The organism is Streptomyces luteosporeus (assembly GCF_039532865.1).
Lineage (GTDB): Bacteria > Actinomycetota > Actinomycetes > Streptomycetales > Streptomycetaceae > Streptomyces > Streptomyces luteosporeus.
Map to the genome: position 1 here is coordinate 33,151 of NZ_BAAASL010000015.1, position 16,121 is coordinate 49,271.

General features: G+C 71.2%; 2 protein-coding genes (1 of these 2 running past the window's edge). Both read left to right on the plus strand.

Features of this window, described 5'->3' with window-relative positions; all coding sequences use genetic code 11:
* Positions 1 to 483: an amidase gene (locus ABD361_RS20155; RefSeq protein ID WP_344436776.1), complete on the plus strand. Its 483-nt coding sequence runs from the start codon at positions 1 to 3 to the stop codon at positions 481 to 483.
* On the plus strand, positions 484 to 16,121 hold the 5' portion of the coding sequence (locus ABD361_RS20160; RefSeq protein WP_344436778.1) for a UvrD-helicase domain-containing protein. Its footprint extends 11,635 nt past the window's final position; the window shows 15,638 of its 27,273 coding nt (coding positions 1–15,638); the start codon lies at positions 484 to 486; the stop codon falls past the right edge of the window.

The window sequence follows — 16,121 nt, forward strand, 5'->3', positions numbered from 1 at the left end:
GTGAATCAGTACGGGCGGCTCGCGCAGCAGCACTGGCAGGAGTTCCGGCCCAGGAGCATCGCAGAGCTCGATGACCCCGAGGCCTTTTTCACCGAGCTCGGCGGCGATGTCCAGGACGAGGTGCGGATCCGCTGGACTGCCGAGCGTGTGACCTCGCCGGCGCCTGCGGGAGAGTCCTTCCTCGAGCGGGTCGGTCGTCTGCAGCAGCTACGCCACGGCGCCGAGCGCGAGGTGCTGCGCGAGCTGGTTCTCCTGCCTTCCGAGGACGACGTCGATCTAGCGGAGGACCCTCACCTCACCGAAGCCGAGGCGGCCGAGGAACAGTGGCGTGAGCAGCACCTTCACGACCTGCTGGCCGGTCGCAGTCGGCCGGGGGACTTCAGTGCCGCGGAGCGTGAACGGCTTCGTGCTGGTGCTGTGCCCCGTCTGCTGGAGCTCGCCGGGCTCTCGGATGAGGCTCTGGCCCGGCAGGGGCTGCTGTAGTTGGCGGCCCAGGAGGGGGCGTTCCGTCCCGAGGACCAGAACGATCTCGCTCCGGCATCGCCGATGCCGCGCCTGGAGGCCAACCTGGCCGCGCTGCGGGTCCTGCGCCAGATCCAGGGCGAGGAGCGGGAAGCGACCGACGAGGAGCGTCGAGTACTAGCCCGGTGGTCGTCGTGGGGCGCGCTGCCGAACGTCTTCGACCCGTCGCGGGAACGCACCAAGGCCCGTCGTGAGAAGTACGAGGCAGCGCAGGCGGAGCTGCGGGAGCTGCTGACCGAGGCGGAGTACTTGGCGGCGCGGCGGACGACGCTGAACGCGCACTACACGGACGCGGCGTACGTGCGGATCATCTGGCGGGCGTTGCAGGCGCTCGGGTTCAAGGGCGGCCGGGTTCTGGAGCCGGGCTCCGGGGTTGGCACGTTCATCGGGATGGCCCCCGAGGGGGCCGAGATGACCGGTGTCGAGCTCGACCCGGTGACCGCGGCGATCAGTCAGGCCCTGTACCCGCAGGCCCGGGTCCTGAATGAGGGCTTTGAGAAGTCGCGGGTCAGGACCGGCGAGTACGACGCGGCGATCGGCAACGTGCCCTTCCACTCGGCCCGGCTCAACGACCCTCGGCACAATCCCGGCAACTTCCCCATGCATGACCATTTCATCATTAAGGCCCTCGAAGGTGTGCGGGTCGGGGGAGTGGCCGCGTTCATCACCTCCACCGGCACCCTCGACAAGTCGTCCAAGGCCGCCCGCGCGGAGATGGGCGAGCTCGCGGATCTGGTGTGCGCGATCCGGCTGCCTAACGGCGCGCACGCCGCGGCCGCCGGCACCGACGTGGCGACCGACTTGCTGGTGTTCCGCCGCAAGGCGCCCTCCCACAAGAAGCAGGGCGCGGCCTTCACGAAGACCCAAGAGGTCAAGGCCGACGACGACAAGCGGATGGACGTCAACGAGTACTTCCAGGCCCATCCGCGCAACGTGCTGGGCACCCTGGTGCCCGGGCGGGCTCGGGGCGGCAAGCACCGGCCGGAGGTCCTCGCCGGCAGCGGCGACACCGCTGCCCGCCTGGAGCGGGAGCTGCAGCGGGAGATCGCGGCCGCCGTCGAGGCCGGTCTGGGGATGACCGAGAACCCGGCCCGGCGCGAGGAGGAGGTGCAGGGCCCCGACGCGCGGGAGCTGTTCGGCGAGGACGCGGAACGGTTCGACGGGCGGATCATCGAGCTCGCGGACGGGAGCTTCTGGTCGGCGCGGCTGGAGGACGGTGAGCCGCATCCCTGCCCCAAGACCCAGCGTGACGAGCTGCGGGCGCTGCTGCTGATACGTGACGCGGTCTCCGAGCTCCTGGACGCCGAGACCTCGCCGGACGTCGATGACGTCTGGCTGACCTTCCTGCGCTCGAACCTGAACGCGCACTACGAGGCGTACGTCGAGAAGTACGGGCCGGTCAGCCGGTTCACCCGGCAGGAGCGAACCCGCAAGCTCACCTGGGACGACGTTCCCGAGGAGCTGTCCGAGCAGCTGCTGGACGCGGCTCTGGAGGTGACGGGCCGGCTCGGCTCGAAGCAGCAGGCCGCGATCGACAACCTCGGCGACGGCGTGATGACCGAAGCCGACCTGCAGGTCCTGCTCGGCTGGGACGCCACCAAGGCCCCTGCCGCGCTGCGCGAAGCACTGGCCGAGGTGCAGGCCGTGCGCGATGAGTTGCGCGACGCCGGAAAGCTCAAGGTCTGGGCGCGGGTCCCGCCGGCGCAGGGCGGTTTCGCCGACGACCCGCACGCCCCGCTCGTCTACGCGCTCGAGGAATACGACGAGGAAACCGGCACCGCCCGCAAGTCCGAGATCTTCACCCAGCGCGTCGCCGCCCCGCGCACCCTGCCCGAGAAAGCGGAGACGCCCGAAGAGGCCGCCGCGATCAGCCTCGACCTCCACGGGCAGATACGCCTCGACGTCGTCGCCCGGCTGCTGGAGCTGGACGGCGAGCAGGCGGCGCGGGACGCGCTGTTCGGTGTGGTGTTCGAGGAGCCCCACACCGGGCGCCTGGTCCCGGCCGCCGAGTACCTGTCGGGCAACGTCCGCCTCAAGCTCACCCAGGCCCAGGACGCAGCCGCCGTCGACCAGCGGTTCATCGCGAACGTCGCGGCGCTCCACGAGGTGCAGCCCGAGGACGTGCCGCCCGGCGAGATCCGGGTCAAGCTCGGCGGCGCCCCCTGGGTGGACGCCTCCTACGTCCAGGAGTTCCTGCGCGGCCTGCTGCGCGACAAGTCGATCAAGGTGGAGCGGGCCGCTGGTTTCACCTGGACGGTCGACTGCCACAGCGAGAACGACGTCATGATGACCGCGGTCTGGGGCACCCAGGAGATGAACGCGGTCCAGATCGTGCGCGCTCTGCTCAACCAGCGGCCCATTCGGGTCGATCCCTCCTTCCCCGAGGACGCCACCGCCGCAGAGAAGGCCCAGCTCCGGGCCGAGGCGATGACCGCGACGATGGTTGCCAACAAGTACGCGGAGAAGATCAACGAGGAGTTCCGCACCTGGCTGTGGAAGGACGAGGAGCGCGCCGAGCACCTCGCCGCCCTCTACAACACCCGCTTCAACTCCTTCGTCCTGCGCAACTACGACGACGCCCCGAAGCTGTCCTTGCCGGGCCTGTCTACCGAGTTCACTCCCCGCCCGCACCAGCAGGCAGCGGTCTCCCGGATCCTCAACGAGCCCAGTGCGCTGCTCGCCCACGAGGTCGGCGCCGGCAAGACGCTCGAGATGTCCATGGGCGCGATGGAGCTGCGCCGTCTCGGTCTCGCCCGAAAGCCGGCGATCGTCGTCCCGAACCACATGGCCGAGCAGTGGACGCGGGAGTTCCTGCAGGCCTACCCCGGTGCGAAGGTGCTGACCGCTTCCACCAAGGACCTCTCCACCCGCCGTAAGCGCAAGCGGTTCGCGGCCAAGGCCGCCACCGGCGACTGGGACGCGATCATCATGACGTACGGCGTGATGAAGGCGATCCCGCTGTCCGCGGCCGAGCACGAGAACTACATTGCCAACCAGATCGCCGAGTTCGAACGCGACCTTCAGCGGCGCCGCGCCGCGATTATCGCCAAGGGCGAAGACCCCGAGAAGGATGACACCGTCAAGGCGGTCGAGGGTAAGAAGCTCGTCCGCGAACAGGCCCTGCGCGCCCGGATGCGCTCCATCCGCGAAGGCGGCCTGTCGTGGGAGCAGCTGGGCATCGACTACCTGTTCGTCGACGAGATTCACAACTTCAAGAATCTGTACAACCCCTCCAATAACGCCGGCCTGAGCATTGCCGGGTCGATCCGCGCGACCGACCTGCACATGAAGCTGGAGTACATGCGGGGCAAGTACGGCGCCCGCGTGATCACCGGCGCGTCCGCTACCCCGGTGGTCAACAGCATCGCCGAGGCGTACGTGTGGATGAAGCTGCTGCGCCCCGACATCCTTGCCGCCCAGGGCCTGGAGAACTTCGACGACTGGGTCGCCAACCACGCCGAGATCGACACCAAGATCGAAATCGCCCCCGAGGGCGGTCTGCAGACCAAGTCCCGGTTCGCGCGCTTCACCAACATGCCCGAGCTGCTCACGGCCTGGTGGGTGCCCACCGACGTCAAGACCGCCGAAGACCTCGGGCTGCCGGTCCCCGACGTGTACAAGGGCGGCCCGCAGATCGTCAGCTGCCCGCCGACCAGCGTGAACGCCGAGATAGCCGAGGAGGCCCGCAGCCGGGCCCGCGCGATCCGCTCACACTCAGTGGACCCCAGCGAAGACAACATGCTCAAGCTGGCCAGCTGGATGAGGCAGGCGGCCCTCGACCCGCGGCTGATCGGATACGCCCTCGAAGACGGCGAGCAGACGAAGATCTCGATCGCCGCCGACAAGATCGCCGAGCTGTACTTCAAGCACAAGGACGACGTCTATCAGGGCCCCAACGACGCAGCGCCCGACGAACTGCCCGGCAGCCTCCAACTGGTCTTCGCCGACCTGGGCACCCCCTCCAAGGACGCCCTCAAGCAGGGCAAGTGGACTGTCTACGACGGGCTGTTCATGGAGCTCGCCGCCCGCGGCGTGCCCACCGACGGCATCCGCTTCATGCAGGAAGCCCAGTCCGACCGGGAGAAGGCCGCCCTCTTCCGCGACGCCCGCAACGGCAAGATCTCCGTCCTCATCGGCAGCACGGAAACCATGGGCACCGGCACCAACGTCCAGCGCCGCGCGATCGCCGTGCACCACCTGGACTGCCCCTGGCGCCCCGTCGACCTGCACCAGCGCACCGGCCGCGTCGTCCGCCAGAAGAACCTCAACTACGACCTCGGCCGCGAGGTCCACGTCTACAACTACGTCACCGAGAACTCCTTCGACGCCTACGTGTGGCAGCTCGTCCTGGGCAAGGCCAAGTTCATCCAGCAGCTGATGAGCGGCAAGCTCACCGACCGCACCATCGAAGACATCGCGATGGACCTCAACGAGTACATGGTCGAAGCCGTCGCCATGGGCGCCGGCGGCCCGCGCCTGCAGGAAGTCGGAACCCTCCAGAACGAGATCCTCGGCATGGAGGCCGAGAAGCACGCCCACAACGCCGCCCAGTACGGCCTGCGGCACACCATCGACACCGAGAGCCTGCGCGCCGAGCAGCTCGAAGCCAACATCTCCTGGCTCACCACCGTCCTCGGCGACGCCACCACGCCCGGCACCCGCCGCTCCACCCGCGACACCGACTTCTCCATGACCGTGGTCGGGCGTAACGGCACCAGGCGCACCTACACCAAGCGCAAGGAGGCAGCGGCCGCCCTGCAGTTCCGGCTCGTCGACGCCATCGATGAGCTGCGCGGCCAGCGCAACCACCCGCCGCTGGAGATCGCCGAGCTCGGCGGGGTGCCCATCTTCGCCCGCCTGGACTTCCTCGACCTCCACCTCGACTTCGGCGCCGGCCAGCCCGTACCCGTCGACCGCAAGAAGCTCACCGCCGACCCGGCCGCCGTCTCCGGCACCATCCAGTCCCTCGAATACCGCCTGGCCCACCTCGAAGACGACCTCGCCCTGGCCCAGGAACAGCACGCCCACGCCCTCGCCGAGGTCGCCAACGCTCAGTCCTACCTCGGCACCGTCTACCACGACGACGACAACCTCGTGGAGGCCAAGGCGAAGCTGGCCGCCCTGATGGCCGAGCTGGAAACCGAAGCCCCCGTCCAGAGCAACGGTCCCGCCGGTGGCGTGCCCAGCTACGCGGGCGGCGTCGAGGGCGGGGCTGCCATGGCCCGCTCCGGCGGGGGAGGCGGGGGCGGGGGACGCTCCCGCAGCCGCTCCGGCACAGGCAGCGGCGGCGCCGGAGCGTCCGCCGACGGCCCCGCCGCGGCGGACGAGGAGCAGGAGGACTTTCCTCACTACACCGACCGTCTCGCCACGTGGATCGCTGAGCGGCTGATGGCCGAAGCCCTGCGCGCGGTCGTCGAATCCCACCCCGACGCGGCCACCAGCCCCGGCGCCCGCAAACTCACCAAGGCCCTCGCCCAGCTGCACGAAGAGAGCCGGAGTCTGCGCGCCAAGCGCCTGGCCAGCGAGGTGCTGGCGCCGGCCGCCGCGATCGTGCCGCCTGAGCTGTGGCGCACCGCCATCGAGGACGCCACCAAGGCGCTCGGCAGGAACAACCCCATGGCCACCGACCTCAAGCGGCTCGGCCGCCTGGCCGCCCTGCACGAACAGCGCTGGACCGCGACCCTGGACAGCCCTGCCGCGCTGGCCCAGTGGGAGGACTCCGACGAACCCCGCCCGGACCAGTCCGGCGCCGAGGACGGCCGCGAGTACGTCCGCCTCGACGACCTCGGCCTGTCCGCCACGTACACCGTGGGCACCGAAACCCTCGCCGCCCACGCCCTGCTGCGCCGCCTCATGCAGGACAGCCCCGTCCTGCACGCCGTCACCAGCCAAGGCCGCCAGCTCACCGCCCGCCGCCGCGACAGCTCCCGCCTCGAAGCCGTCTCCAACGACGCCCGCCTCACCGGCCTGGCCCGCCGCGCCGCACCCTCCGTCACCGAAACCCCCGAAGCCGCCCAGACCCCCGCGGCCGAGAGCCCGGCCGACGGCCCCGCGCAGACACCCACCACGACCAGCACTCCGCCCGCAGCCCCGTCAACGGCCATCGACAAGCCCGCACCCACCCCGCCTGCCACCGGCGTGCCAGCCGCGCTGTCGCCCGCCGCCGAGCCCTCGCCCGCAACCGCGCCCGTCTTCGCCACCCAGCGGGAATGGAATCGGGCCTTCGCCGAGGTGGAAGCCACCGAAATCGAGCTCAGCCGCGCCGCTGGCGAGACCTGGGACCGCGAGAACATCCCCCGGGCCTTCACCCAGCTGCGCCACGACCTGTTCCAGGCGGTCGCCGCACACGAGGACCGCGACGGCCACGACACCGAGACCGCCCTGACCAACTCCCTCAACCAGGCCGAGCGGCTCCTGCGCTCCCTCAAGGGCCGCGACCGCATCACCATGCAGGCACCCGTGAGCCGCTTGACCCGTCTCGTCCGCACCTTCCTCGACCGGCACCGCGCCACCCTGGCCCAGCACGCCGGCGAAAACGATCTGGCCCGCACCATCGAGGCCCAGGCCCGCGCGCAGTTCGAAGAGTTCATGGCCACCTGGAGCCAGAACAACCAGCCCCTCACCCAGGCCATCCGCGACGGCGACGAAGACGCCGTGCGCGCCCTCGCCGCGGCCGACCCCACCGCTAACGCCGCCCCCGCACCCCGAACCCCCGCCCCGGCCCAGGAGGCGACGGAGAAGACTGCGGACGAGCCCGCACAGGACACCGGCACGAGCGACGGCCCCGGCACCCAGGAGCGCTGGAGCCTCGGAGAAGACCGCCCCGCACCGTATGCCACGGACAACGAGCACGATTCCGCCGCCCGAGCACGCCAGGGCCTGCACGAGCTGCACGACCAATGGCAGGAAGACTTCGGACAGGACCTGCCCGCCGAACCCGGCGAGGAACTCGCGGCGGCCATCGCCGAGTTCACCGACTCCTGGGATCAGGCGCAGCAGACCCCCGCCGCGGACTGGGGCCTGCAGCTCCAGGCGTACACCCGGGTTCAGATAGCAGCCGAAACGCTGGCCGGGCAGCTGCACGGCGCGCCCGCCGACCGCCGCGCCACCGCCGACCAGGCCACCGGCCGGCTGCGCCACCTCGCGCGTACCGCGGCCCTCCACGTCGACCGCCTTGCCCACACCCCGCCGCCCGCGCCCGACGAAACGTGGCTGCGCGAGACGGCCCGCCGCTTCGAGAAGCCCTATGCGAATGCGGCCGAGGTCCAGCAGGCCCTCGACGCCCTGGCCGAAGCCGCCGCGCAGCCCACCACGCCCAACGGACTCGAGCGCACCGAGGCACAGAGCACTCTGCTGAAGGCCCGGATGGCCGCCACCCGCATCCCGGGCGGGGCGGCCGCGCACCTGCACGCCCTGTACGGCCTCGCCCGCGCCACCGGGACCACGGACCTGACCCGCGCCACCGGAAAGCTCCCCACCCACCTGGGGCGCCTGGCCCGCACGGTGCTCACCGATCCCGACCTGGCCGACACCCTCCTCAACCCCGGCGCGCGCCCGCTTGAGGTCGCCGCCCGCGACCTCGACCCGGCAGCGCCCTACGCGGACACCGACGGCCGCTACGACTACGAGGAGCTGGAGGGCTACTACGGGCCGCGTGGCGACACCGTCGTGCGCAGCATCCACAACCAGCTCAGGCCGACCAAGTCGGCCACCGAACGGCGTTTGTCCCACCTCTTGGAGGACCTCGCCCGCCGCCCCCTGACCGGGCCCGACGGCCACATCGATCCAGCCTGGCCCCACCTGCTCGACGAAGCCGCCCACCTGGCCCGCCGGGTCATCCGCGAACACGAGGACGAGGGCTACCGCCACTCCCGCAGCGGCGACTTCCGCGACTTCGCGGCCACCGCGACCCAGCTGGCCCGCAGACTGTACGCCACCCTCGTCGAGACCGACGGCCGACTCGACGACGAGCTGGAGGCCCTCACCCAGCAGGCACTCGCTGACCCCGAGCTGCTCGCCTCGACGCACATCCCCGCCCACCCGCTCACCAGCCACGCCCCCGTGCCGTTCGCCCCGGCCCTGGTGGACTGGCTGGGCGCACGCGCCGAGCAGATGAGCCCAGCCCTGCGGCACACCCTGCACGCCGACATCACCCCGCGCGGCTTCACCGGCGCCTTCGCCCGCCTGGCGGCCACCGTCGCCCAGCACGCCACTGGAACCCAGCACGCCACCGGCGCAGGCCGTCTCCCGCTGCCGCCACAGTGGCAGCAGCACGCCGAGCTCATCGGCCGGCTCCTGGACGCCGCCGCCCGCGACCCGCACACCGTCGGCCTCACCGTCAGCAACGACCCCCTCGACAGCCTCCATGTCGGCCTGATCCGCGACTGGATCCAGGAGCAGGTCATGGACGAGATCGACGGTGCGGACGGTGCACGCAAGACCGCCCTGATGCGGGCGTTCTTCGGCGACGACGCATCCCTCGACCTGCTCGCCGCCCACGTCACCGCGCAGACCGCCCAGAGCGCCCGGCTCGCCCTGCAACCGCAGGACGACACCCTGTACGCGGTGCAGCGCGGCCGCGAGGTGTTCGTGTGCCGCGGCGCCGAGCTGAACGACCGTCTCGGCACCGACTCCGGCCTGCGAATCTCCTGGCAAAGCAACGGCCCGTGGACCCTGTGGTCGCGCGAAGGCGGCCGGTCCGGCACCCTGCAAGCGGTACCCGCGCAGGAGGACGCCGCCCGGTTCATCTCGATCGCCAAGGGCCTGACCGTCAACGACGCCGGGGCCATGCTGTCCAACCACCCGGACAGCTGGCCCGGACTGTTCGGCCCCGACATCGACACCGACATCTTCAGCGCACTCATCGAATACGCCGCCACCCCGCAGCCAAACACCGACCCTTTCAACGCGTACCTCGAGGACCTCGCCACCTCGCGGCCGGGCGCCGCCGTGCCTGACACCGCGACCGCCGCTCCCGGCGCCCCCCTCCCGGCGGCCGCGCTGGCCGCCTGGCACCTTCCAGACCCGCAGGACATGGGGGAAGGCGAGGACCCCTACCCCCACCAGGCCGCCGCCCGCACCGGCGCCCTGCACCTCATCGCCGCTCTCGGAGAGTTCACCCGAACCTGGAGCGGATCCCAGTACCTCAGCGAGAAGGCGCTCAAGGACATCGCCGACGAAGCGGCCATCGCACTGTGGCAGGACGCGACCGCCGAACAGATCGGCACCCGCCCCGATGCCGCGCGCTGGTGCCGCACGCTCCTCGACCTCGCGTCCGCCTTCCAGATGCGCCTGGACGACGACGGCATCCACGAGCCCAGCATCAGCAACCTGGCGGCGGCCGCCTACGAGCACGCCGCCCGCATGCACCTCACCACCCAAACCCTGGCGGCCACGGGGGAGGGGACCTGGCCCAACGGGGCCGAGGACGGCGAGCAGCAGCACGCCCGCGTCCTCGCCCAGACCATCGCCGAGCACCTTCCCGCCTCCCACCTCATGCGCGCCGCTGGCTCCGCCACCTGGGACGACACGGTCACCTACACCGCGGCCGAGCTGTACGCGCTTGCCCGGCGCACCGGCGCCCAGCTCCCGGTCTGGGACAACGGCGTCCTCACCATCACCGGGAGCGAGGACGGGCCGCACCTGTTCACCCCGGTCGGCGAGACGGCCGACGACACCATGCGCCTGGCCCTGCGCCGCCCCATCGGCGCCCCCCTGGAAGAACGCGCCAGCACCTTCGAGGCCACCCTCACCGAGCCGATCACTACCGGAGCCGAACTCGACGCGGCCGGCGCCGCACTGTACGCGCTGCACAAGGACGCGGTGCGTCACCTGCGCACCGTCCTCACGGACAATGAGACGATCACCGCCTTCGAGCAGGCCCTGCCCGTCATCGGCGGCGCGATCCCCTGGCACGCACAGGCCGCCCAGGCAACCGAGTTGGCGACGCTCACCGCGCAGACGCTGCGCGCCGTCGAAGAGGTCATCGGGCGGCACAGCGGACGCCACACAGCCCAGCCTGCCCACCACGCCGTGCGCCTCGTCCAGCAGGCCTCACACCGGCTCGCCGAGCACCTGGTGCCCGCCCGCATCAACGCCACCGGAGAGACCTACCCGGCCGAGGAGCTGCAGCAGGACCGGGAAGGCATCACCGCACTCGCCTACCTCCTTGACCACCTGCCCTTCGACGACGACATGCCGGCCGAGGCTGGTCACGACCTCGCGGCAGCACTGCGCCTGTGCGACGGGCACCGTGATGTCGGCGGACTCGCCGGAGAGATGCACCGCCACCAGAAGGTCGCGGACGCAGCCAAGATAGTGCTCAACAACAGCGGTCCCCAGCGCGGCTTCTTCGCGCTTGCGCTGCACAACCTGGCGCGCCACCACGTCGACCGGATCGCCAGCCATCTGCTCACCCTGCCCACCGACGCAGCTTCCACCCGCAGCGCACCCACCCCCGACGGCCCGGCCACCCCGAGCGTCCCCGTGCCGCCGGGCGCCCAGCCCTACGCCGATGCCGCCCACGGGCTCGCCGCCCAGGACGACCTCTTGGAACTGGTGCGCGCCGCCGTACTCGAAGGCCAGCGGCCCCTCACCCACGGACCTGCGCCCATCGTGCTCGCCCACCTGATGCAGGCCCGCGAGCACGGCGTCGTCTACAGCGATCACCAGACTCTGGCCGCGTTCGCCGAACAGGCCCACGAGCAGGCGCATCTGCATCGCCTGGACAAGACCGGCGACGGAAGCGTGCTCGAGGCCGCGGCCTATGCCGCTTCCACGCATGCCGGGAACCTGGCCGCCACCGAACGAGACGCCGACCCCCGCCTGCACCTCGCCCTGCTCGAGCTGCGCCGTCGGGCCGAGAACGATGCCGAGCTCGTCGCCCACGCCGAACTCGGCGCCGACCCCGAGGCTGACCAGCAAGGTGCAGGCATCCCCGCGACCGGGGACGAGGTCACCCCCAGCGAGGTCGAGGAGCCCATCCGGCCCTACCTCAGTGCGCAGGAGTGGCGCGACCACCTCTCCGAAGTGCCTGTGTCGCCCCTGCACTGGGACGCCGACCGCGACATGGCCGAGTCCTTCCGGGCGGCCGATCCTGTCGCGCATGCCCTGCTGTTCACCACGGGACTGAACGACTTGGCCCTGCATCCGGGCGAGGTACCGGCCCCGCCTGAGATCACCGTCGCTTACGCGTTCCAGCTCGCGGACGCCGCAGACGCGCTGGTCGCATTCCTCGCCGACCAGGAAGGAGCCGAACACGTCCGACGGCAGGCCACGGCATGGGCGGCCGTGATGCGACAAAGCGCGCAGCGTCTGCAGCAGAACGCGGACGGCCACTGGCAGCACCTGTCTGCCTCCTTGCCTCAGGGAGCCCCGATCGGCGCACGGGAACGCAACGCCCGCCGCACACAGCGAGCCGCCCGCGCAGCCGAGTTCACCGCCGATCCGTGGCGCCTGTATGCCCCGTTGAGCGGGACCAGCGGCGAGCCTTGGGAGGGCAGCGCCGTCACGCGCACCGCCCGGTCGCTGATCGCCGCCGGGGCGCTCGCCTACACCGACACCGACGGCGCAGTCGTGATCGACCTTCCGGCCCACCCGGGCGCGGTGCGCACACACACCGTGGTCTTCGCCCCGCTGGATGCTCAGGCAGCACTGGATCACCTGGCGACGTTGCCGCGGTTTGCCGCCCGCGCGGACGGTACCCGCTTCGAACTTGCCGACGACTTCCTCGACCACCTGCGCTCCGCCAGCCCGGAGCTCGCCGAGCCCGGCGAGAGAACTCTCACTCCCGATCGGGCCGCATACCTGAGGGCGATCGCTGACTTGGGCCAGGTGGCCCTCACCTCGAGCGGGAGTCTCGCCGTCTACCAGTCTCCTGATGACCAGCAGTGGCGCGTGGCTCTACCCGGGCCGATGTCCGACCTGCCAGGGGCGCCGGCGTTCGGCGACAAGCGCACCGCTTGGCGGTTCGCCGCCCGTATCGAGGCCGTCCTCGCCGAACCGATCGAGGCCGTCCTCGCCGACCGGGCCGATAGACACCCCTTCCCCTTCTCGTCTCCTCTGGCCGCGCACGCCGCCCGCCTGTGGCGCACCGGCTCAGGCGACACCGTTGAAGAGGCGGTCTATGCAACCGCAGTCGAAGAGCGGCACCTGCCGGCCGACCCCGAGCGCGACGCCGAAGCCCGGCGAACCCGTCAGGACACCGAAATTGCTGCCGGATTCACCACCATCGCCACCATCCGCGACCTCACACCCGGCGACCAGATCAGCTTCCGCCACCAGGTGACCGCCAGTGACGTGGCCGACGGTCTCCTGCGGGGCACGGCAGTGCCCGCCCAGGGGGAGTGGGTGACCGTGCGGGGCACGGTCAGCGCTGCACTCAACCTGCGCGAACGCACTGACGCCGAGGGCCAGCCGGTCGACCTGCACCAGGTCGTCAGTCTGGACGACGCCACCTGGAGCGACCATCAGGGCCACGGCGGGCCCGCGGCCTGGCTTCACGGGCCGGCTCCCCGACACCACCTGCGCCGCCACGCCCGCATGCCTCACCTTCTTCGGGAACGCGCCGCAACGTTTCTCAACCGTTTGCCTGACAACCCTGCACCGGAAGGTGACGCCGACCGCCGCTGGTTCAAGAGGGTGCGGCCCAGCGCTCCCTTGCGCCTGGCACAAGCAGCCCTCTCTCGGCTTGCCAACGGCGTCAGCTACAGCGGTGATCCCTCCCAGGACCTGCATCTGATTGCCGAGATGCTGCGTGACTTCGACCAGCGTCTGGGGACCGGCTCCGGCTCCTACGGTCAGACCCGGCAGCGCGTCCGGCAGCTGGCGGACGACATCGCCTCAGCCGCCGGCCTGTACCCGCCGGGTGACCGGTCTGCCCGGGGGCGCGGTCGCCACGGCTGGGACCTTGTATATCCCTGGGAACTGCAGCCCGGCGACGAGGTCTGGGCGGACGGCTACGAGAGTTCCACCTCTCAGCGCATCACTAACACCTACGGCCGCGTCATGGAGCCAGGCGTTTTCAACGCAGCCAGCGACCGCATAAGTGTGCACCGGACCTACTACGGCAAGGGGCGCGACTACACGTCCGCGCACACTTTGAGCCGCCCGTTCAACCAGGTGACCGTGCCGCTGACCGGGCTGGTTGAGCGCGCACCGCGCCCCCTGCAGATGCCAAAGCCAGCAGACCTCACGCAGCAGCCCGCCGCGGCCGCGGCACCTGCGATGCAGCCGATACCGGCCCCGCGGACGCAGTCCGATGTCATTCCCACCCCGCTCGAAGCCGTCCAGGCGGCGCCCGGTCCCGCAGCATCGGGGGGCGCTCCGCGCGCCGAGCGCAACGCAGTCCCTGACGCGCCCAGTGACCAGCACAACGCCGTCCCGCCGGCCGCGGGTGGCGGTGCCGGACGCGACAACCCGCCTCCGCCTGCGCCAGGGGGCAACGACGAGCCGGGCCAGCCCGCCGAGCCCTCCGAGGACGAACAGCCCGCAGTCGGGACGGCTTTCACGCACTTCAAGGAGATCAGCGCGCCGCGCCGCGCTCTCAATCAGGCCATCCGGGCAGTGGCCCGCACCGGCCATTTCAAGCAGCGTGCCCTACAAGCGGGTCCCGAGACGGCGCTGAGCGATGCCCTGGAGACCTTCAGGCGGGTCTCCCTCCGCGACCCTGGCGACTTCCACGCAGCCGTCGATGTCGTCCAGACGGCTGTCAGCGCCTTGCGCGAGGCATGGGCGGAGGACGCGGTACCGCAGGACGCTGCCCAGGCACTCACCGAGCTGCTGCAGGCCGCAGACTTCTTCGCTACGTCCTGGCGGGCCACCGTTGCATCGCCGGCCTGGGACACCCTCTTCCGGGGAGCGCCCCGCCCCAGCCTCACCCGGCCAGCCGACGCCAGTGAACCGACCACCCTGCAGGTCAGCGATGCCGCCGTGCCCGGCATCACCCTGGCCGAGCAGCACGCCGCCCTCCGCACCGTGATCAACACCTACGGTGCGCTCGGCTCCGCTCCCACCGAGCGCGGATCAGGGCTTGCGGCCTTCGTCCGGCGGATGGACGACCCAGCCCAGTGGCGGGCCTGGCGCGAGGACCTGGTCACGTCCGGCCGCGGCCTGTGGCTCGGCGGCCCCCGCCTCAGCGAGGACCTGCGCGAGCTGGGGCGGCTCGATCCCGCCCCCGACGGCATCCTCATCACCACCCAGGGCGGCCTCACCCGGCCCACGATGCGCCTGGTGATGCGCTGGGAGGAACTGCCCGCCTGGATCGACCTGGGGCTGGACGAGCGGACACGCCGCGAACTCCTGGCCGCCGACGAGGCCTACGTCACCGCCCTGGCGGTCAGCACCGACGGCGGGGTGGACCGGAGCCGGCTGAGCACCGCCGAGCAGGCCATCTGGAACGCCCTGCGGGCCGCCGGGACTCCGACCGCCCAAGCCCTTGCCGCCTCCTGGAACCGCTACCGAGCCGACGCGGTGCCCACCGAAGCGGACGCATTGTTCGATCTGGAGTCCGCCACCCCCGAAGACGGCCCCTACACCAGCCTCGCCGAGTTCACTCGCGCAACCGACGAGGTGATCACCGCGGTCTGGGCGCTGATCGCCCACCCGCAGTGGCCGGCCGCTGACCCGCGCGTGGTGCGGCTGCACGAGGCGAGCGCGGCCGTGCGGGCCTCCAGCGCCACCACCATCACCCCGTCCGACGCCGTCCGCGCGATCCTCGCGCTGGCCCGGACCGTGCAGGACAACGACCTTCTCCAAGTCCCGGTGCCGCCGGACGTGAAGGATCTCTTCGCATCGCTTGGCACCCTCGCCCGTCGGCATGCTGACCGGGTCGCGGCCACCGCATGGAGCGAACAGGCATGGCGGCACGTGTTCCCCAGCGCGGGCGAGATCTGGTCCGAGGACCCCTTGCTGCTGCCCCGCCTCGGCTACCCGGACCCGCGCCAACGCTCCCTCGCCGCCACCCCCATGGAGCCGCTCGGCGAGTACGAGGCGTTCGGCAACCAGGACTACGAGCAGATCACCCACCCCGGCCACCCCGACCGGCTCGCCTACCGAGTCCCGCACACGGACGGCTTCACCGTGCTGCAGGAGGACAACTGGAGCGGCCCCGCCTACACCCTGCGCACACCCGACGACACCATCGTGGCCACCCTCGTCAAAGAGGGATCGAGCTGGCACACCGTGATGGGCCACCAGCTGCCCGGCCACACCAGCGAGCCGCTCACCATCCTCCCCCCGCAGCCGTACGGTCCGGACAACTTCCACCACGCGGTCCTCAACGCCCTGCGCGTGTGGACCCAGGAGACCGGCCAGCCGCTGCCCGGCCACCCCACCTACCCCGACGCCATGCGCGTGTCCTGGGCCTTCGCCGAGCTCGAACCCTTCCCCAACGCCCTGCACACCGCCGCCCGCCACACCTGGCCGCTCACCTACACCCGACAGCCCACCCTCACCCGCGTCCTGGACGCACTGGAGCAGATCCAGGCACACGATCGGACCCAGCTCGACGACGACCAGATCCGAAGCAGGGCCGACGCCATCGAGCGCCTCGGCGCCGCCGCCACCGCGCTGCGCACCCAGCTCGAGAACGAGCACCTGCA